Genomic DNA, 17,639 nt, shown 5'->3' with positions numbered 1-17,639 from the left:
CCAGACTCCGCTGCCTATGGCCGGCTTACTCAAACCCCTCCGCCGCGGCGTCTGGCGCTACCTGAGCGATCGCGACATCCTGGTCGCGGCAGGGGTGACCCTCGTCGTCTTCGTCGGCAGCCTCGGCCTGGTCTACGTGGCGCATCTGGTCAACGTGTGGCGCATTGCATGGCGCAGTCCCGTCCTCGGCAACACGCGCCGCGCGCTGCTGATCTTCGGGCGCATGCTGGTCCAGGATCGGCCGGAGGCGGATTTCATCGGTCGCCTGGCACGGGGCCGGGACAACGTGCTGGCCGGCCGGGCCGACCGGGTCCTGCTGCTGGGCGGCAGCAGCGGCGGTTCGATCAGCGAAGCCGAGGCCGGCCGACGCTGGCTGGCCGCGGCCGGCGAGTGGCCCGCGGAGGTCCCCGTGACGCTGGAGCAGCTGTCGATCGATTCCCTCGAAAACCTGCGGCACGCGCGCGAACTCCTGCGCCCCGCTCACGCGGCGCCGTTGCCTGCGGTCTGGCTGGTCACCAGCCGCTATCATCTGGCCCGCTGTCTGTACCTGGCGCGACGGCTCGGCTTCGATGCCGCGCCCATCGCGGCGGAGCCCCGCCTGGCGCTGTCGGGCCGCTATATCGTGCGGATGCTGATGGAAGCGGGTTACCTGATGTGGATCGACATCGGCATGCGCTGGGCGTCGCTCACCGGCAATCGGCGGATGGCCGCGCGCATTTCCTGATGCGTCACCGTCGCGCGGCCGCGTGCCGCAGCAGGGGCGTCGCCGCGTCTTGCTAAGCTTCGGGGTATCCCTCGTAAAAGGCCCTCCGCACCATGTCCGAACAAGCCGACCTAGCCGAATCGTTCCTGCGCGGGCTGCAGGACCGCATCTGCGCCGCCGTGGAAGCCATCGACGGCACCGCGCGGTTCGAGGAAGACGCGTGGACGCGCCCCGCCGGCGGCGGTGGTCGCACCCGCGTGCTGCGCGACGGCGCGGTGTTCGAGCAGGCGGGAGTGAACTTCTCGCGCGTTTCCGGCTCGCAGCTGCCGCCCAGCGCGACGGCGCATCGGCCCGACCTGGTCGGTGGCAGTTTCGTCGCCACGGGCGTGTCGCTGGTGCTTCACCCGCGTAACCCGTATATCCCGACCACCCATGCCAACGTCCGCTATTTCGAGGCATCGAAGGAAGGCGCGGAGCCGGTCTGGTGGTTCGGCGGCGGTTTCGACCTCACGCCGTTCTACCCGTTCGACGAAGACGTGCGTCACTGGCATCGCACGGCAAGGGACCTGTGCGCACCCTACGGCGACGATGTCTACGCGCGTTACAAACAATGGTGCGACGAGTATTTCTACCTGAAGCACCGGGGCGAGACGCGTGGCGTGGGCGGCCTGTTCTACGACGACGTCAACGAAGGCGGCTTTGCACGCTGCCTCGATTTCACGCGCGACGTCGGCCAGGGTTTCCTCGACGGCTACCTGCCCATCGTCGAACGCCGTCGCGACACGCCCTATGGCGAGCGCGAACGGGAGTTCCAACTCTATCGGCGCGGCCGCTACGTCGAGTTCAACCTGGTCTACGACCGCGGCACCTTGTTCGGCCTGCAATCCGGCGGGCGCACCGAGTCCATCCTGATGAGCCTGCCGCCGCGTGTCCGCTTCGAGTACGCCTACACCCCGGAAGCGGACACCGCCGAGGCCCGGCTGTCCGAATACCTCAAGCCGCGCGACTGGATCTGAGTCCGCGGTTCGGGTTACGGCGCGCTGCCCGAGAACGATTGCGGCGTCGCGCCCTCGATCTTGCCGACCTTGGCCGAGGCACTGACATAAAGGTTGACCTCGTGCTCGAAGGTCAGCGGACCCTGGACCACGGCATGGGGCCCGATCACGATCGTCGGGATCTTGTCGTTGCTGCTGTGCCAGCCCATCCTCGGCTTCTTCACCAGGATCCCGCCTTCGACCTTCGCGCCGCCGTCCAGCGTGATATTCGCATTGACGGTCTCGATGCCGCCGCCGACATGCGCGCCGTCGAGGGAGATCTCGCCGTTGACGTTGGACAGTTTGCCCTTGACGTCCGCGCCGCGCTCCAGCTGGACCCGGCCGTTCACGGTGTGCAGATCCTCGCTGACGCGGGTTTGCGGATGCAATGACACGGAACCGTTGACCGTGCTGACCTCCGTCGCCGTGGCGCCCTCGGCGAGGTCGATCGAGCCGTTGACCGTGCTGGCCTTTTCCACGGTGGCGCGCGCGCCGATCTTCACCGAGCCGTTCACCGTGTGCACGTCGCCAGCGGTCTGCCCGGCGTCGACCGAGGCGGTGCCATTGATCTTGCTGATGTCGTCGGCGGCCATCGCGGCGCCTGCGCCCGCCACGGAAAAGGCGATGAGGAGGGAAAGAAGGGTACGACGCATGGTGCGGCACTCCGGCAGTGGACTAGGACACCTGAGATGCGCGCGGGCGTCGTAAGGTTTAGCGTGACTTCCGACAGGGATGCCCCACGCGTGTCGAAGTTGACGCCTCGCGGGCGAGGTTCCACCATCGGATTTTTCTTCCCGACGTTGGATGCCATGTACAAGCTTGTCATGATCCGCCACGGCCAGTCGGCCTGGAACCTCGAAAACCGCTTCAGCGGCTGGGCCGATGTCGACCTGAGCGAGCAGGGCGTGGCCGAGGCCCGCGAGGCGGGTCGCCTCCTGAAGGAAGCCGGCTTCACCTTCGACGTGGCGCATACGTCCTACCTCAAGCGCGCCGTGCGCACCCTGTGGCATGCGCAGGACGCCATGGACCTGATGTGGATTCCGGTGGTTACCGACTGGCGCCTCAACGAGCGTCACTACGGTGCGCTGACCGGCCTCAACAAGGCCGAGACGGCGGCGAAGTACGGCAACGACCAGGTCCATGTCTGGCGCCGCAGCTACGACACGCCGCCCCCGGCGCTCGAGGCCGGTGCCATGGCCTTTGCCGACGATGCCCGCTACGAGGGCATCGACGTGCCGCTGACCGAGTGCCTGAAGGACACCGTGGCCCGCGTGCTGCCGTACTGGCACGAGGTGCTGGCCCCGGCGATCAGGGAGGGCCGGAACGTCCTCATGGCCGCCCACGGCAATTCCATGCGCGCGCTGGTGAAGTACTTCGACGGCATCTCCGACGACGATATCGCCGAGCTCAACATCCCCAACGGCATTCCGCTGGTGTACGAGTTCGATGCCGATCTGAAGGCCGTGAAGCACTACTACCTGGGCGACCAGGCCGACATCGAAGCCCGGATGGCCGCGGTGGCCAACCAGGGCAAAGCGAAGTAAGTCGCCCATTACCTGACATACGTCACCTCGAAACCCTCACATCCGGCCCTGCCGCGGGGCCGGCCCCGGTCGTAAGGTGAGCCCACAGTCCACCCCTGCCGAGGCCATCCCATGCTTGCTCCCGCCGCCATCCCGTTCATCGTCGCCCCGTTGATGGCCTTCGCCGTCTACCGCCGGGTTCGTGGCAGCTTCGGGCGGCAGCCCATCCGGACGAAGCGCATGACCGCCCGCGTGGTCATTTTCGCCCTGGTCGCCTGCTTCGCGATGCTTTCGGGCCTGCAGGATATCCGGCTGGGGGAGGGGGCGTTGGGCGGCATCGTGCTGGGTAGCGCCCTGGCTCTGGTTGGCCTGCGGCTGACCCGGTTCGAATCCACGCCGGACGGCGGCGACTTCTACGTCCCCAATCCCTGGATCGGTGCCGCGTTGACCGCCTTGCTGGTGGGCCGCATGGCCTGGCGTTTCCTGGTGCTGGCCCCGGTCGTGGAGGGCGCGGCGCCGATGGCGGCCCACACGCCGCCGCCGGGGAACAGTCCGCTGACCATGCTGGTGGTAGGACTGACCCTGGGCTACTACGCGGCGTACTACGCCGGCATCCTGCTGCACCACCGCCGCTTCAAGCGGCTGGCTCCCGCCGTCTGATCGTCGACGACGCCGTCAGAGGGCGTCGTTGTCCAGTTCGCCGGTGCGGATACGCACCACCTGGTCGAGCTGGCTGACGAAGATCTTGCCGTCGCCGATCTTGCCCGTGCGGGCCGCGGCCTGGATCGCCTCGACCACGCGCTCGATCTGGTCGTCGGCCACGGCCACCTCCAGCTTGATCTTCGGCAGGAAGTCGACCACGTACTCGGCACCCCGGTAGAGCTCCGTATGGCCCTTCTGACGGCCGAAACCCTTGACCTCGGTCACCGTGACGCCCTGGACACCGACCTCGGCGAGGGCCTCGCGGACGTCGTCCAGCTTGAACGGCTTGATGATGGCGACGACCAGCTTCATGTAACACTCCTGAAGGGCACGTCCGGCTACCGGCGCGCAGGCGGTCATTGTGCCATCCGCGATCGGTTATCGTCTGCCCGAGGCATTTTGTAGGGGAAACCCTACACGCCGTGTAGGCGTAGGCCTATAGCGCCTACAAATGAATCACCTAAACTTCTTTCCACGACATCGGGGTGCGCAAGATGGATGTGCAGGGTATCGATCAACTCGCACAGCGGTTGGCATCGTTGGTTCCGCCAGGGTTGGCGCAAGCGCGTGAGGATATGCACGCCAACTTCAAAGATATTCTGGCGCAGGGACTACGCCGCCTCGATCTCGTTACTCGTGAAGAATTCGATGTGCAGAGCCAGGTGCTGGCTCGTACGCGAGAAAAGCTCGACGCTCTGGAAAAGCGCCTCGCCGACCTGGAAGTCAGCGTAGCGCAGCACGGCCAGCCAGGAAGGCCGTAAGGCCCGGGACCGCCCCTGATCCGTCACCCTCACCCCGAGAGCGGTCGGGGGCGGTTATTTTCCCACGCCGGGCAAAAGGAGAGGTAAATGAGCGCCGGATCCCTACAGGATCGCAGACGTTCGCCTCCCGCCGGTTTGCGTAACCGGTTACGATATCCCTCGTCATGAGCCTCGCCGTCACCTTATCGCGCGCGCAGGAGGGCGTTACCGCGCCACAGGTGATCGTCGAGGTGCACCTCTCCGGCGGACTGCCGTCCACCTCCATCGTCGGGCTCCCCGAGGCCGCCGTACGGGAAGCGCGCGACCGCGTGCGCGTGGCCATCCAGAACACCGATTTCGAGTACCCCAGTCGCCGGGTCACCGTGAACCTCGCGCCCGCCGAACTGCCCAAGGACGGCGGCCGGTTCGACCTGGCCATCGCGCTGGGCATCCTCGCCGCGGGCTCGCAGGTGCCGCGGGAACGCCTGGACGACTGCGAATTCCTGGGCGAGCTGGCGCTCTCCGGCGAGTTGCGGGCCGTCCCGGGCATCCTGCCGGCGCTGATCCGGGCCCGGCGCAGCGGTCGTCGCATCGTGGTGCCGCTGGCCAATGCCGCCGAGGCGGCCCTCATCGGCGAGGGCGACGTGCTGCTCGCCGGCAGTCTTGCCGAGGTCTGTGCCTGGTTGCGCGGCCAGGGGGAGCTCGTCAGTCCGGCGGCCGCGGATTTCCACGACCAGCCCGCCTGCGGCCCGGATATGCGCGACCTCCGGGGCCAGTACCAGGCACGCCGGGCGCTGGAGATCGCCGCGGCTGGCGGCCACCACATCCTGCTGATCGGTCCGCCGGGCACGGGCAAGACCATGCTGGCCGAACGGCTGCCGGGCATCTTGCCGCCCATGACCGAATCGGAGGCGCTGGAAAGCTGTGCCATCCGTTCGCTGTCCGGCGAAGCCATCGATCCGGCCTGCTGGCGCCGGCGGCCTTTCCGGGCACCGCACCACACCGCCTCGGGCGTTGCCCTGGTCGGCGGCGGCTCCAGCCCGCGGCCGGGTGAGATCTCGCTGGCACACAACGGCGTGCTGTTCCTGGACGAGCTGCCCGAATTCAGCCGGCAGGTGCTGGAGGTGCTGCGCGAGCCGCTGGAGTCCGGACAGATCGTCATCTCGCGGGCGGCACGCCAGTCCACGTTCCCCGCCGAGTTCCAGCTCGTCGCCGCCATGAACCCGTGCCCCTGCGGTTACTCCGGCGATCCGCTGCATGCCTGCCGTTGCACGCCCGACCAGATCCATCGGTATCGCGGGCGCATCTCCGGTCCGTTGATGGATCGCATCGACCTCTGCGTGGAAGTACCCCGCGTGCCCATCGCGGAGTTCGCGGGCATGCGTGGTCCACGAGACGACGACAGCGCCACGGTTCGCAAGCGGGTCATCAACGCGCGGGAGAAAGCGTTGCTGCGTGCCGGGCAAGCCAACGCCGAACTGAGCGTCGTCAACCTGGAGCGCGACTGCGCCCTGCCGTCGGCGGAGCGAGAATGGCTGCAGGAAACCCTGGACAGGATGGGGGCGTCTGCGCGGGCGTATCACCGGATACTGCGGGTGGCCCGGACCATTGCTGACATGGAGGGCGGGGCGGGGTGTGTGGAGCAGTCGCACCTGGCCGAGGCGCTGCATTACCGGCGCTTTTGAAAAAGTTGATCCGGCAGACGCCATGTCTTATGTCCGGTTTCGCTTATTACTACGACGCAAGCAGGTATGCTCCGCCGCTTGCTTGCCCGTCGGCATGAGCCGTCGTATCTGATGCTCCAAGGAGAAAACATGCGTCGCATCCACTGGCTTGCCCTCGCCACCCTGGTCATGGTCTCACCGACGTGCTTTGCCGCCAGTTTTGACTGCGCGAAGGCCAGCACACCGACCGAGAAGACGATTTGTGCCGACAGCGCCCTGTCCAGTCTCGATACACGGCTTCAGCAAGCCTATAAGGACGCGATGGCGGCCGCCGCGCCTTCGAGCAAGCCAACGCTCGTCACCGAACAGCGTCACTGGAATCGGTACGTGCGCGACGTATGCACGGATGGCACATGCCTCACGCGTGCCTACGAGGCTCGTATCGCCATGCTGTCCACGAACGACAAGTACATCGCCGATACATCGAAGTGCGACATTCCCGAGGGAAAATCGTGCCGCAGCGTCATTACGATGCGTGATACGGGGGCTCGCGTGGATGAGTTCAACAAGTCGTTGGCGGAGAACAAGAAGCCCGGTCGGATCCTCGGGTGCGACAGACTTATCGACCTGCCCAGCGGTACGTCCGGTGGCAATCACAGTTATGGTGCCCTCTGTACGCTGCAGACCGGTTCCGCGCGCCAGCGTGTGCGCATCTGCAATGACGAGATGGTCGGCCACTTTGCACTGGAACCGTCGACCGACGACTCAGCAACAGCCTTGCGTGAGTTTACCAACAGTCAGTGTTTCGGAGGCTGACGAACCCGTTCCATCCACCGATTCATCGAGCATCAGGAGTTACGATCATGACGGACATGACCACCGACCAGCTGCGCACCATGCTGTTCTCCACTGAGAACGGCAATAACGCGTCGGCACTCAATACCTTCAGCTATGCAGGCGGCGACAAGAGTTCTTATTCATTTGGCATGCTGCAGTTTGATGTACGCACCGACCATGGTGGCGTCCAGGATTTCCTGCGCGAAAACGGGTTTTCGCAGCAGCAGATTCAGGCCCTGTCGCAGCATGGTGGGCTCAGCCAGCAGGAGCTTTCCGGCCGAACGCCCAGCTCCAGGCGATTCCGCAGGCAAGGCTCGATGCATTCACCAATTCGCAGCTCGATGTGGCCGCCAGTCGCGTCAGCGATGTCGTCGATCGAGTCCAGCAGAAGAACCCCGCCGTGGGTAACGCCATTGCGGCCGACCCGGCGTTGCAGCTGGCCCTTGCCGACTACGACAACCAGTTCACCATCAGCGGCATAGACAACGCAGCGGTGCCGAAGAATTCGATGCTCGCATACCTGGAAGGCAACCCGGTAACGCTTCCAGGCGGAACAGTGCAACTGCATGGCGACACGATCACGCGCGAAGACATCCAGACGTTCATCAACGCGACGCGCTATGGTGTGGACCATCCTACCTCGGTGGCCAATCGCGAAACACGGCTTGAAAACGCACTGACGGCTATGCACCTCGGCACCGGCCAGAGTCAGCCGCTACCCAGCGCGCCTGCCGCCCCTGTTCCGTCATCGTCAGGGACCGTACGGGACGCAACCCTGCGCGAGGGCATGCACGATGACGCCGACGTCCGTGCCATGCAAACTGCGTTGAGCACGCTAGGCTACAAGGACGCCCAGGGCCGCCCACTGCATGCGGATGGCGACTTCGGGCCGGCAACGCGCCATGCCGTCGAAGCGTTCCAGCGCGATCACGCTCTGTCAGCCGACGGTGTTGCAGGCAAGGACACCCTGGGCGCCTTGGGGGCGGCCAGCGCGCTACGCAGCACGGTAGCGGGCAACGACATGCAGGCCGCCACCATGGACCAACCCGGCCACGCCGGCAACGCGATGTATACGCAGGCCCTGGCGGCGGTCCATCGCGTCGATGAAGCACACGGGCGCACCCCGACCAGCAAAGTGCGAACTTTGCCGGCTCGCTCGTCGCGAAGGGTCAAGCGGAAGGCTTGAGTCGTATCGACCAGGTGGTTCTGAGTGAGGATGGCACCCGCGCATGGGCCATCCAGGGCGAGCTGAACTCGCCTTTCAGGCGTGTTGCGGAGGTGGAGACAGCGCAGGCAGTCAATACCCCGCTTGCCCGGAGCACACAGGCATTCGAGGAGGCGAATGCGAGGCAAGGCCAGGCGCCGGGGCTTGCCGCTCCGCAAGAGCAGACCGAACAGCAAGCGGCCCGCCAGCCGGCCGTGGCACCGGGCATGTAGGCGACACCACCTTAAACTTATTTCATGTACTGACCAGTTGACGAATGCCGCGGCCGCGCGGATAATTCTGTACCAGGCGGTTCTCTAATGAGCCGCTTGCCCCGCTCCGGTGCTGGAACCCCTCCCTCCCCCCGCTCCAGCACCGGGGCCCGGCCTTTATCTTCACCAACGATTCCCTATGCTCTTCTTTAACGGCCCGCCTTCAGCGTTGGCCGTTTTTTCTTTCCAAGGCACAGGGAATCACATGGGACTCGAACTCGGCATCCTGCTGACATTGATGCTCGGCATCGGCTTCCTATGCCAGTGGGTGGCTTGGCGGGTGCGCCTGCCAGCGATCCTGTTCCTGCTCCTGGCCGGCATCCTGGCCGGGCCGGTGACCGGGCTGCTCAAGCCGGACAAGGTCATGGGCGACCTGCTGTTCCCCGTGGTGTCGCTGGCGGTGGCCGTGATCCTGTTCGAGGGTAGCCTCACCCTGCGCTTCAGCGAACTGAAGGGCATCGGGAGCGCCGTCCGCGGGCTGGTCAGCTATGGCGCGGTCATCGCCTTGCTACTGCTGGCCGCGGCGGCGCACTGGATCGGCGGGCTCAGCTGGGAGCTGGCGCTGCTGTTCGGCGCGCTTACCTGCGTCACCGGGCCGACCGTCATCGCGCCCATGCTGCGCACGGTACGGCCCAATGCGCGGATCGCCAATATCCTGCGCTGGGAGGGCATCGTCATCGACCCGATCGGCGCGCTGTTCGCCGTGCTGGTGTACGAGGCGATCGTGTCGCACCGCGAGGGCCACTCCATTCAGGTCTTCCTCGGCACCATCGCGTGCGGCGCGATCGTGGGTGGCTTGTCCGCGCTGATCCATGGCACGCTGCTGCGGCGCCACTGGATACCCGAGTACCTGCAGAACTTCGGCACGCTGGCCGCCGTGCTCGCCGCGTTCACCCTGTCCAACACGTTCGCGCACGAATCGGGACTGTTGGCGGTGACGATCATGGGCATCGCGCTGGGCAACATGCGCGATGTGCACATCGACGACATCATGGATTTCAAGGAGCACCTGACCACGCTGCTGGTCTCGATGCTGTTCATCCTGCTGGCGGCGCGGCTCGACTGGCCGCTGCCCGACGGCGCGCTGCTGGGTGGCGTGCTGATCTTCTTCGTCGCGCAGCTTTTCATCCGGCCGTTCTCCGTGTTCCTGGCCAGCCTGGGGAGCGGATTGTCGTGGCGCGAACGGGCGTTGATCGCCTGGGTGGCGCCGCGGGGCATCGTCGCGGCGTCGGTGTCGGCTCTGTTCGCCATTCGCCTGGAAAAGGCAGGGATGGCCGGTGCGGACAAGATGGTGCCGCTGGTGTTCCTCATGATCATTGGCACGGTGGTATTCCAGAGCGCCACGGCCCGTCCGCTGGCGCGCTGGCTCAAGGTCGCCGACCCGGAGCCGCGCGGCGTGTTGATCTACGGGTCCGACATCGTGGCCCTGGAGATCGCTCGCTCGCTTGCCGCCATCGAGGGGCTGCGTGTCGTGGTGGCCGATGACGACTGGAACGGTATTCGCACGGCGCGCATGGCGGGGCTGTCCACCTTCTTCGGTAACCCTTCGTCGCAGGCGGCGGACCGCAACCTCGACCTGGCGGGCATCGGCCACCTGCTGGCGGTGTCGACGCATCGCGAGCTCAATTCGCTGGCCAGCGTGCACTACCGCGAGGAATTCGGCCGCGACAAGGTGTTCCGCTTGCGCAACCTGTCGATCGAGGAAAGCCATGGTCGCGCGTCCCTTGCCGGCAGCCTGGTCGCCACGGCGCTGTTTGCCGAGGACATGACCCATGCGCGGTTCGCCGAGCTGCTGCACGAGGGGTGGCGGATCAAGTCCACACGGCTGACCGAGACCTTCGACTGGCCGCACTTCATCGAGGAATACGGCTCGCGTACCGTGCCGCTGTTCGGCGTGGAAGAGAGGGGTGACCTGCGGATCGCGTCCGGCAAGCACTCGCTCGAGCCTCGCCCCGGCTGGACGGTGATCGCGCTGGTGCCGCCGCCGCGCTGACCCGTTGCTGGGCGCCCCCTCATTCCTCAAGCCGCCGAGGCCGACGCCGGATGGAACTGGTGTTCCTCGGTGGACCCACTCAGCGCCGACAATGAGCTGAGCGATCCCGCGATCACCTGGTTGACCGTGTCGAAGTAACCGGTGCCTACTTCCCGCTGATGGCGAGCGGCCGTATAGCCGTCCTTCTCGGCCGCGAACTCTGCTTCCTGCAGTTCGACGTAGGCGGCCATCTGGCGATCGCGATAACCGCGCGCCAGCTGGAACATCGAGTGGTTGAGTGCATGGAAGCCGGCCAGGGTGATGAACTGGAACGCGTAGCCCAGTTCCCCCAGCTTCTGCTGGAAGGTGGCGATGGTGTCCTCGTCGAGGTTCTTCTTCCAGTTGAAGCTGGGCGAGCAGTTGTAGGCAAGCTTTTTACCGGGGAAGCGCGCATGGATGGCTTCGGCAAAGCGCCGCGCCTCGTCCATGTCCGGCGTGGAGGTCTCGCACCAGAGCAGGTCGGCATAAGGCGCATACGCGAGCCCGCGGCTGATCGCCTGGTCGATACCTTGTCTGGCTTCGTAGAATCCCTCCACCGTGCGCTTGCCGGTCAGGAACGGCTTGTCGTGGTCGTCCACGTCGGACGTGACCAGCGCGGCACCCATCGCATCGGTGCGCGCCACGATCAGCGTCGGCACGCCGGCCACATCCGCGGCCAGTCGTGCGGCGATCAGTTTCTGCACGGCCTCCTGCGTCGGCACCAGCACCTTGCCACCCATGTGGCCGCACTTCTTGGCACTGGCCAGCTGATCCTCGAAGTGCACGCCAGCCGCGCCGGCTTCGATCATGTGGGTCATCAACTCATAGGCATTGAGCACGCCGCCGAAGCCCGCCTCGGCATCCGCGACAATCGGCACCAGCCAGTCGATGCCGTGCCGGCCTTCCGCGTGGTGGATCTGGTCCGCGCGTAGCAGGGTCTTGTTGATCTTACGCACCACGTTGGGCACCGAGTCCACCGGATACAGCGACTGGTCCGGATACATCGAGCCAGCCGTGTTGGCATCGGCCGCGACCTGCCAACCGGACAGATAGATCGCCTGCAGGCCGGCCTTGACCTGTTGCATGGCCTGATTGCCCGTGAGCGCACCCAGCGCGTTGACATAAGGCCGCTCGTGGAGCGCGTGCCACAGGCGTTCGGCGCCGTGGCGCGCCAGCGTGTGTTCCACCTGGATCGTGCCGCGCAGTTTCACCACGTCGTCGGCGGTGTAGGGCCGTTCGATACCCTGCCAGCGATCGTTGTTCGTCCAGTCCAGGGTGATGTGCTCGGCGTTGTGCGTCTTCATCGTTCGGATTCCTTGGAGTTCGGTCAGGCCAGGTATTCGTAGGCGGGCAGGGTGAGGAAGTCGCGTAACGTATCGGCATGGGTGAGTGCGCTTATGAGTGCAGCCGCATCGTCGGCGCGCGAGGCGCCGGGCAGCGTGCTGTCGCGCAGGCGATGGGCGTGCGCGGCCAGCGCGTGATCAAACAGGGCGACATCGATATGCGCGTCGTCGCTGAAGGCCAGCGGGCCGTGATGCAGCCACTGCCACAACTGCGCCCGGGCAATTTCCGCCGTGGCGGCGTCTTCCATGAGGTGATGGATGGGCACGCAACCCTGGCCGTCCAGCCATGCCGCGGTATAGCGCAGGCACACTTCCACGTTGTTGTCGAAACCCGTGCGTGTCACGGTGCCGATCGCGGGTACGATCAGCTGTTCCCTCGACACCGAGACATCATCGCGGGAGACATGCAGCTGGTTCGGCGTGGGCATGTGCGCATCGAAGATCGCCTGCGCCACCGGCACGAGCGCCGGATGTGCGACCCAGGTGCCGTCGTGGCCGGCGGTCACCTCGCGAAGCTTGTCCGCGCGCACTTTGGCCATGGCGGCTTCATTGGCGTCGTCGTCACCCCGGATCGGAATCTGCGCGGCCATGCCGCCCATCGCGAAGGCGCCACGCCTGTGACAGGTGCGGATCAGCAACTCCGAATAGGCCTTGAGGAACGGCACGGTCATGGTCACCTGGCCGCGGTCCGGTAGCAGGCGGTCGCCATGCGCGCGGAAGGTCTTCAGGTAAGAAAAGATGTAGTCCCAGCGGCCGCAATTCAGTCCAACGATGCGGCTGCGCAAGGCATGCAGGATTTCGTCCATCTGGAAGGCGGCGGGTAGCGTCTCGATCAGCACGGTGGCCTTCATGGCGCCATGCGGCAGCCCGAGGCGATCCTCGGCGTGGGTCATCACCGATTCCCACAGCGCGGCTTCCTCCATGCTTTGCAGCTTGGGCAGGTAGAAATACGGGCCGCGGTCGTTCTCGTGCAACGTTCGGGCGTTGTGGAACGCGAACAGGCCGAAATCCACCAGCGCGCCGCTGACCACATCGCCATCGACCTCGGCGTGGCGCTCGGGCAGGTGCCAGCCGCGCGGCCTGACCATCAGCACCGCGGGATCGTTGCCCAGGCGGTACACCTTGCCGTCGGCGCTGGTGAACGCGATGCTGCCGTCCACGGCGTCACGCAGGTTGCGCTGACCATCCATCTGGTTGGTCCAGGTGGGCGCGCTCGAATCCTCGAAGTCCGCCATGAACACCTTCGCGCCGGAATTGAGCGCGTTGATGATCATCTTCCGTTCCACCGGGCCGGTGATCTCCACCCGTCGATCCTGCAGCACCGCCGGAATGGCCCCGATGCGCCAGTCCCCTTCGCGAATGGCGGCCGTGTCGGACCGGAAATCCGGCAGCTCCCCGGCGTCGTAGCGCTGCTGCCGTGCGCTGCGCTCGGCCAGCAGGGCCAGTCGCCTGCCGTCGAAGCGCCGGTGCAGGTCGGCGACGAAGGCGACGGCTTCCGGGGTCAGGATGTCGTCGTAGGCATTCGCGGCAGGGTCGAACCGCATGCCGCCTCGGCTATCGATCGCGCTTTCGGGAACAGCCATGGGTCGTGCCTCGGGATAGCGGGGGTGGAAGCCACGCTAGTCCTGCGGATACGATGTTGACAAAGCATATGTTTCAAATATATCTATTAACAAAGTTAATGAAATATTTAAGCTGATGGTTTGAAAGATAAAATATGACTAAGAAACTGCCGGTACGGTCTAGGAAGAGGAAGGGTAGCGCTGTGGAGGCAGACTCTTTCCCAGGGATCGATACGCCTGCGCGCTTTTACTACAAGGGCAACCGACTCAAGCAGCTGCGTGCCTTCGTCTATACGATTCGCCTGGGAACGCTGAGTCGCGCCGCCGAGGCCCTGTTCCTGTCCCAGCCCTCGGTGAGCCTCCAACTCAAGGCGCTGGAGCGCGAACTCGGCATGCCCCTACTGGAGCGCACCCGCCGTCGCGTCACACTGACCGACGCGGGGGAAGCGCTCTACGCCATGGCCCGGCCCCTCGTGGAGGGCTTCGAGAACCTCGATCGTGAGTTCCAGGCCAAGACGCGCACTACCCACAGCGGCAAGCTGACGGTGGCCGCGGGATCGTCCACCATCCAGTACCTGCTGCCCGAGCTGGTCAAGGCCTACCGCGAACGCTACCCCTCGGTGCATCTCCAACTGGCCAACGTGACGGGCAAGGACGGCCTGGCCCTGCTGCGGGCGGACGAGGCAGACATCGCCATCGGCTCGATGCTCGACGTGCCCAACGACATCGCCTGGGCGCCGGTGTACCACTACGACCCCATGCTGATCATGCCGCCGGACCACCCGCTGGCAGCGAAGCAGGACATCCGCCTGGAAGACCTCTCGCCCTACGGACTGATCCTTCCGCCGCAGCGCCTGACCACGTTCCGGTTGGTCGACATGGTGTTCCAGCAGCGCCATGTGCCTTACACGGTGGCGATCGAGGTGGGCGGCTGGGATGTGATCAAGCAGTACGTGGCGATGGGACTCGGTATCTCGATCGTCACCGGCATCTGCATCACCGAGGCGGATCGCGAAACGCTCGCCGTGCGCAACCTTCGACAGTATTTTCCGCAGAGCAGTTATGGCGTGGTGATGCGCAAGGGCAAGTTCCTCAGCCCCGAGGCTCGCGCCTTCATCGATCTCATCCGGCCGGGCTTGCTGACGCACCGGGATTACGACGAGTCGGGACACTCGGGTCGCTGATCAGGCGTAGAGATCGACCGAGTGGCTTCTTAGATAATCTGTGAGTTCCGTGAGGCTTTGCGCCGCAGCGATCCCCGCTTCATATTGGCGGATGGCGAGCGCGTATTTCGCATCGTCCACGCCGCGTATGGTCCTGAGCGCCTCTTTGGTGAGTGCGGTAGGGTCGATGGGAGACCGGTAGTCGACCTGAAATTCGCCGAGTTGCGACCACGCGTCATGAGATAAATAGCCCATGTGGTGAAGCCTTCCCGAAAGGCGACTCAGCTCGACCGGATTGATCGAACGCATGTTGACGGCGGCTAGCTGACGCTTGAGTGCCACCGGAAGGGTTCTCGCGACATCGGCGGCCACGCCACCTTCGATGGGTGTGTCCTGGTAGCCGAATTCGTTGCTTCGTACCCGCTCAAGCCGCCAGCCGGCACTGAACTTTGCAGGTGTCCTGACCGCGCTGTTCGTTCTCATGGGTCCGCTGTCGACAATTCGCTTTCCTGAGCGTGTCATTGCGTTGCCGAGGAAAATGCAGGCCCGCCTATCGTTATCAGGTCGGGCAGTGCTGCTCTGCTGTAGGCAGGAAAGGCAGTCGTGTGTCTTACGAGCAATGGCGTGTTCACCGACAGAATGCCCGATCGACGAGCCTTTAATGTTCCGGACGGCATTACCGCCCTTACTGGAATTGGCTCATGAACCGTGTCGAACGTCGTCGTATTTGTTGCTGCATCGGAGCCGCCGCGGTCATTCTGGCGGCGTACACCGTGCCATTACATGCCGCACCGTTTCGCTTCCCGGGCCGATGCATCGGCCAATTGCCGCAAACGACCTTGAGTGGACGCCTGGGTGCTCATGAAGAGGCGCAGGTGTTCACGTGGAAAACCACCTGCACAGGTCCCTTTTCATCGTCATCGACTGGGCTTGTGACGGTTTCCATCCAGCAGTTCGAAAAAGGCAAGTGGCGCAGCATCGCCCAAGGATATGCGCCGCATATTCCTCGCCTCGGCCCCGGAAGCTATCGCATCGTTGTTAAAAACGATTTGCCGCGGCCCACGGAGTACACCGTGCGTCATTCGCGCGGCCTGGGCTGACCTCAGGCCCCGCGGTGCTTCCCACGATAACCCACGAACAGGCGGCGAATACTCGTCATGTCCGCCTCCATGTCCCCCGTGGCATGCACCAGCGGACCAAGCGTGAAGCTCCGGCTCGGGTAGTCGATGAAGACCGGCTGGATAGGCACGCCACTCGCGTGGGCAATGCGCAGGAATCCGGATTTCCACTGCGTCACCGGTTTACGCGTGCCTTCCGGCGCGATCGCCACCCACATCGTGTCGTGGGTGGCAAATCGCCCGACGATCTGGTCGACCACGTTGGCGGCGGCGGAGCGGTCGATGGGGATCATGCCGAGGCGACGCACAATCGGTCCGAAGGGGCCATTGAGTACCTCGCGCTTGATCATCACGCCGACATCCAGCCCCATGGCCGATTTCATCAGCAGGCCCCAGACGCCGTCCCAGTACGACGAATGCGGCGCGCCGATGACGATCAGCTTCGGCAGGTCGGGAAACTCACCGACCACGCGCCAGCCGCTGCGCGCGATCAGCCAGCGGCAGAAACGCATCCAGCGGGACACCAGCAACGTGGGGACATGGGGCCCCAGCACGGGGATGCCGTCCACGGGGCGAAGGCTCAATCGTGGCTCCAGTCTTTCGAGCGGCCCTTCTTCGTCTGGCTGCGCTGGGTCTTGCCCGCCAGCCGGCGCTCCTTCGAGGCACGTGTAGGGCGAGTCGCCACACGTTTCTTCGCGACCACGGTGGCCGCCCTCACGATCTCCGCCAGGCGGTCCCGGGCGTCGTCACGGTTGCGTGCCTGCTCACGGAACCGGCGCGCCTGGATCACCAGTACGCCGGCATCTGTGATGCGCCGGTCGCCCCGCGCCAGCAGCCGCTCGCGCACCGCATCGGGCAACGACGGCGACGACGCGATATCGAAGCGGAGCTCGACCGCGCTTTCCGTCCGGTTGACGTGCTGGCCGCCCGGGCCGTCGGCGCGGGTGAAGCGCTCGATCAGTTCGGCGTCGGGAATGGCGATGGAGGATGTGACGATGAGCATGGTGGCTGCGGATTCTAGCAGCCGCCCGGTCCGTTCCCGTCGTGCAGTGCGGCAGGCCAGGCGTAGGCGTCCTGCCAGCCGAAGCGTGCGATCAGGCGTAGCCAGGTGTCGTCCAGGGGCGCCTCGATGCACATCGGCCGTACCGCCGTGGGATGCACGAACGCCAGCGCGGTGGCGTGCAGCAGCAAGCGATGCGAGGCGAAGTGCTGCCGGAACAGCCGGTTGTGGTCGCCCCGCCCGTGCTGGCTGTCGCCGACCAGCGGATGATGGATGTGCGCGAAATGCTTGCGGATCTGCCGGAAGCGACCCGTGCGCGGCTCCGCGAGCATTAGGGCGTAGCGCTGTGCTTCATAGCGGCCGAGGGCAATGGGTACCTCGATCGTGGCCAGCCGGCGATAGTCGGTGCTCGCCTCGCGACGCGGCCCGGTATCGCGCGACCCCGGCAACGGATAATCGATGGTGCCTTCCTCGGGATCGGGCCAGCCACGCACCACGGCGAGGTATCGCTTGCGCACGCTGCGGCCCATGAACTGCTCGCCCAGTTGCGCGGCCACTTCGGAGGATCGCGCTACCAGCAGCACGCCCGAGGTGGCGCGATCCAGCCGGTGCGCCAGGTGCAGGCGGCCGTCCACCTGTTCGCGGAGCAGGTCGATCAGGAACGCATCGTCCGGCCCGACGAAGGTGGACCGGTGCACGGCAAGGTTGGCCGGCTTGTTGACGGCGACGATGTCGTCGTCCTGGTAGAGGATATCCAGCACGT

The 17,639-nt window shown here is 65.4% G+C and carries 20 protein-coding genes and 1 pseudogene; 13 read left to right on the top strand and 8 right to left on the bottom strand.

The features are described from left to right. The first annotated feature begins 16 nt into the window (after positions 1-16). Complete coding sequence (locus tag FA89_RS03705) at positions 17-724, top strand: YdcF family protein (RefSeq protein WP_051938500.1); 708 nt, start codon at positions 17-19, stop codon at positions 722-724. Between the two features lie 92 nt (positions 725-816). Then, the gene (gene hemF, locus FA89_RS03700) at positions 817-1,719 is read left to right on the top strand and encodes an oxygen-dependent coproporphyrinogen oxidase (RefSeq protein ID WP_036138329.1); all 903 of its coding nucleotides are present in this window, start codon (positions 817-819) and stop codon (positions 1,717-1,719) included. A gap of 14 nt (positions 1,720-1,733) precedes the next feature. Here hemF and FA89_RS03695 read toward each other — a convergent pair whose 3' ends face one another. Continuing rightward, entirely contained in the window at positions 1,734-2,390 is a 657-nt protein-coding gene (locus tag FA89_RS03695; protein ID WP_036138327.1) for a hypothetical protein, read from the bottom strand. Between the two features lie 156 nt (positions 2,391-2,546). Between FA89_RS03695 and gpmA the strand changes: the two genes are divergently transcribed. Together gpmA and FA89_RS03685 are read left to right on the top strand one after the other, a co-directional pair. Further along, complete coding sequence (gene gpmA, locus FA89_RS03690; protein WP_036138325.1) at positions 2,547-3,281, top strand: 2,3-diphosphoglycerate-dependent phosphoglycerate mutase; 735 nt, start codon at positions 2,547-2,549, stop codon at positions 3,279-3,281. A gap of 111 nt (positions 3,282-3,392) precedes the next feature. Beyond that, positions 3,393-3,920: a hypothetical protein gene (locus FA89_RS03685; RefSeq protein WP_036138322.1), complete on the top strand. Its 528-nt coding sequence runs from the start codon at positions 3,393-3,395 to the stop codon at positions 3,918-3,920. A 15-nt stretch (positions 3,921-3,935) separates the two neighbouring features. Here FA89_RS03685 and glnK read toward each other — a convergent pair whose 3' ends face one another. Continuing rightward, positions 3,936-4,274 carry a P-II family nitrogen regulator gene (gene glnK, locus FA89_RS03680; RefSeq protein ID WP_036138319.1) on the bottom strand — a complete coding sequence of 113 codons (339 nt, stop codon included), beginning with the start codon at positions 4,272-4,274 and terminating at the stop codon, positions 3,936-3,938. A gap of 182 nt (positions 4,275-4,456) precedes the next feature. Here glnK and ubiK point away from each other — a divergent pair, with 182 nt between their 5' ends. From ubiK to FA89_RS03650, 7 genes and pseudogenes are all read left to right on the top strand, one after another. Then, positions 4,457-4,723, top strand: coding sequence for a ubiquinone biosynthesis accessory factor UbiK (gene ubiK, locus FA89_RS19505; protein WP_081916803.1), 267 nt, complete (start codon positions 4,457-4,459; stop codon positions 4,721-4,723). A 164-nt stretch (positions 4,724-4,887) separates the two neighbouring features. Continuing rightward, on the top strand, positions 4,888-6,387 hold the full coding sequence (locus FA89_RS03670) for a YifB family Mg chelatase-like AAA ATPase (protein WP_051938499.1): 1,500 nt from the start codon (positions 4,888-4,890) through the stop codon (positions 6,385-6,387). A 129-nt stretch (positions 6,388-6,516) separates the two neighbouring features. Then, positions 6,517-7,182: a lysozyme inhibitor LprI family protein gene (locus FA89_RS03665; protein ID WP_036138314.1), complete on the top strand. Its 666-nt coding sequence runs from the start codon at positions 6,517-6,519 to the stop codon at positions 7,180-7,182. Between the two features lie 47 nt (positions 7,183-7,229). Continuing rightward, on the top strand, positions 7,230-7,685 hold the full coding sequence (locus tag FA89_RS20440) for a hypothetical protein (protein WP_221174275.1): 456 nt from the start codon (positions 7,230-7,232) through the stop codon (positions 7,683-7,685). Between the two features lie 26 nt (positions 7,686-7,711). After that, positions 7,712-8,389, top strand: coding sequence for a peptidoglycan-binding domain-containing protein (locus FA89_RS03660; protein WP_343123043.1), 678 nt, complete (start codon positions 7,712-7,714; stop codon positions 8,387-8,389). Beyond that, positions 8,377-8,640 (top strand): annotated as a pseudogene (locus tag FA89_RS03655) (XVIPCD domain-containing protein); the annotation flags it as partial. The gene FA89_RS03660 and the pseudogene FA89_RS03655, both read left to right, overlap by 13 nt. Before the next feature lie 244 nt (positions 8,641-8,884). Then, entirely contained in the window at positions 8,885-10,672 is a 1,788-nt protein-coding gene (locus FA89_RS03650) for a cation:proton antiporter (RefSeq protein ID WP_036138306.1), read from the top strand. Between the two features lie 26 nt (positions 10,673-10,698). Here FA89_RS03650 and aceA read toward each other — a convergent pair whose 3' ends face one another. Further along, positions 10,699-11,994, bottom strand: a complete 1,296-nt coding sequence (aceA, locus tag FA89_RS03645; protein WP_036138304.1) for an isocitrate lyase — start codon at positions 11,992-11,994, stop codon at positions 10,699-10,701. Positions 11,995-12,017: 23 nt separating this feature from the next. After that, positions 12,018-13,616 (bottom strand): malate synthase A, encoded by a 1,599-nt coding sequence (gene aceB, locus FA89_RS03640; protein ID WP_036138302.1) that lies wholly within the window; start codon positions 13,614-13,616, stop codon positions 12,018-12,020. Between the two features lie 134 nt (positions 13,617-13,750). On the opposite strand from aceB, the gene FA89_RS03635 reads away from it, so the two are divergent. Further along, positions 13,751-14,779 carry a LysR family transcriptional regulator gene (locus tag FA89_RS03635; protein WP_081916329.1) on the top strand — a complete coding sequence of 343 codons (1,029 nt, stop codon included), beginning with the start codon at positions 13,751-13,753 and terminating at the stop codon, positions 14,777-14,779. Here FA89_RS03635 and FA89_RS03630 read toward each other — a convergent pair whose 3' ends face one another. Further along, positions 14,780-15,241: a hypothetical protein gene (locus FA89_RS03630; RefSeq protein WP_036138299.1), complete on the bottom strand. Its 462-nt coding sequence runs from the start codon at positions 15,239-15,241 to the stop codon at positions 14,780-14,782. It lies immediately after the preceding gene. A gap of 218 nt (positions 15,242-15,459) precedes the next feature. Between FA89_RS03630 and FA89_RS20040 the strand changes: the two genes are divergently transcribed. Further along, entirely contained in the window at positions 15,460-15,858 is a 399-nt protein-coding gene (locus FA89_RS20040) for a hypothetical protein (protein WP_185754216.1), read from the top strand. Between the two features lie 2 nt (positions 15,859-15,860). Here the strand turns inward: FA89_RS20040 and FA89_RS03625 are convergent, their stop codons facing one another. Genes FA89_RS03625 through FA89_RS03615 form a run of 3 tightly spaced genes read right to left on the bottom strand, consistent with a single transcriptional unit; the run spans position 15,861 to position 17,637 of the window. Then, complete coding sequence (locus tag FA89_RS03625) at positions 15,861-16,460, bottom strand: 1-acyl-sn-glycerol-3-phosphate acyltransferase (protein WP_240003845.1); 600 nt, start codon at positions 16,458-16,460, stop codon at positions 15,861-15,863. Then, positions 16,457-16,879, bottom strand: a complete 423-nt coding sequence (gene arfB / locus FA89_RS03620; protein ID WP_036138296.1) for an alternative ribosome rescue aminoacyl-tRNA hydrolase ArfB — start codon at positions 16,877-16,879, stop codon at positions 16,457-16,459. The genes FA89_RS03625 and arfB overlap by 4 nt, the downstream gene beginning before the upstream one ends. 14 nt (positions 16,880-16,893) lie before the next feature. Further along, positions 16,894-17,637: a pseudouridine synthase gene (locus FA89_RS03615; RefSeq protein ID WP_051938498.1), complete on the bottom strand. Its 744-nt coding sequence runs from the start codon at positions 17,635-17,637 to the stop codon at positions 16,894-16,896. Positions 17,638-17,639 lie beyond the last annotated feature (2 nt).

It is taken from the genome of Luteibacter sp. 9135 (assembly GCF_000745005.1).
GTDB lineage: Bacteria > Pseudomonadota > Gammaproteobacteria > Xanthomonadales > Rhodanobacteraceae > Luteibacter.
This window is presented reverse-complemented; position numbering and strand designations above follow the sequence as displayed.

What these genes read in the sequence shown, in the direction of transcription:
- FA89_RS03670 (WP_051938499.1), top strand. Translation starts at nt 4,888, where the DNA reads ATGAGCCTCGCCGTCACCTTATCGCGCGCGCAGGAGGGCGTTACCGCG.
- gpmA (WP_036138325.1), top strand. Translation starts at nt 2,547, where the DNA reads ATGTACAAGCTTGTCATGATCCGCCACGGCCAGTCGGCCTGGAACCTC.
- FA89_RS03635 (WP_081916329.1), top strand. Translation starts at nt 13,751, where the DNA reads ATGACTAAGAAACTGCCGGTACGGTCTAGGAAGAGGAAGGGTAGCGCT.
- FA89_RS20440 (WP_221174275.1), top strand. Translation starts at nt 7,230, where the DNA reads ATGACGGACATGACCACCGACCAGCTGCGCACCATGCTGTTCTCCACT.
- FA89_RS20040 (WP_185754216.1), top strand. Translation starts at nt 15,460, where the DNA reads ATGAACCGTGTCGAACGTCGTCGTATTTGTTGCTGCATCGGAGCCGCC.
- aceA (WP_036138304.1), bottom strand. Translation starts at nt 11,994, where the DNA reads ATGAAGACGCACAACGCCGAGCACATCACCCTGGACTGGACGAACAAC.
- FA89_RS03665 (WP_036138314.1), top strand. Translation starts at nt 6,517, where the DNA reads ATGCGTCGCATCCACTGGCTTGCCCTCGCCACCCTGGTCATGGTCTCA.
- FA89_RS03630 (WP_036138299.1), bottom strand. Translation starts at nt 15,241, where the DNA reads ATGAGAACGAACAGCGCGGTCAGGACACCTGCAAAGTTCAGTGCCGGC.
- arfB (WP_036138296.1), bottom strand. Translation starts at nt 16,879, where the DNA reads ATGCTCATCGTCACATCCTCCATCGCCATTCCCGACGCCGAACTGATC.
- aceB (WP_036138302.1), bottom strand. Translation starts at nt 13,616, where the DNA reads ATGGCTGTTCCCGAAAGCGCGATCGATAGCCGAGGCGGCATGCGGTTC.
- FA89_RS03650 (WP_036138306.1), top strand. Translation starts at nt 8,885, where the DNA reads ATGGGACTCGAACTCGGCATCCTGCTGACATTGATGCTCGGCATCGGC.
- glnK (WP_036138319.1), bottom strand. Translation starts at nt 4,274, where the DNA reads ATGAAGCTGGTCGTCGCCATCATCAAGCCGTTCAAGCTGGACGACGTC.
- ubiK (WP_081916803.1), top strand. Translation starts at nt 4,457, where the DNA reads ATGGATGTGCAGGGTATCGATCAACTCGCACAGCGGTTGGCATCGTTG.
- FA89_RS03660 (WP_343123043.1), top strand. Translation starts at nt 7,712, where the DNA reads ATGCTCGCATACCTGGAAGGCAACCCGGTAACGCTTCCAGGCGGAACA.
- FA89_RS03695 (WP_036138327.1), bottom strand. Translation starts at nt 2,390, where the DNA reads ATGCGTCGTACCCTTCTTTCCCTCCTCATCGCCTTTTCCGTGGCGGGC.
- FA89_RS03685 (WP_036138322.1), top strand. Translation starts at nt 3,393, where the DNA reads ATGCTTGCTCCCGCCGCCATCCCGTTCATCGTCGCCCCGTTGATGGCC.
- FA89_RS03705 (WP_051938500.1), top strand. Translation starts at nt 17, where the DNA reads ATGGCCGGCTTACTCAAACCCCTCCGCCGCGGCGTCTGGCGCTACCTG.
- hemF (WP_036138329.1), top strand. Translation starts at nt 817, where the DNA reads ATGTCCGAACAAGCCGACCTAGCCGAATCGTTCCTGCGCGGGCTGCAG.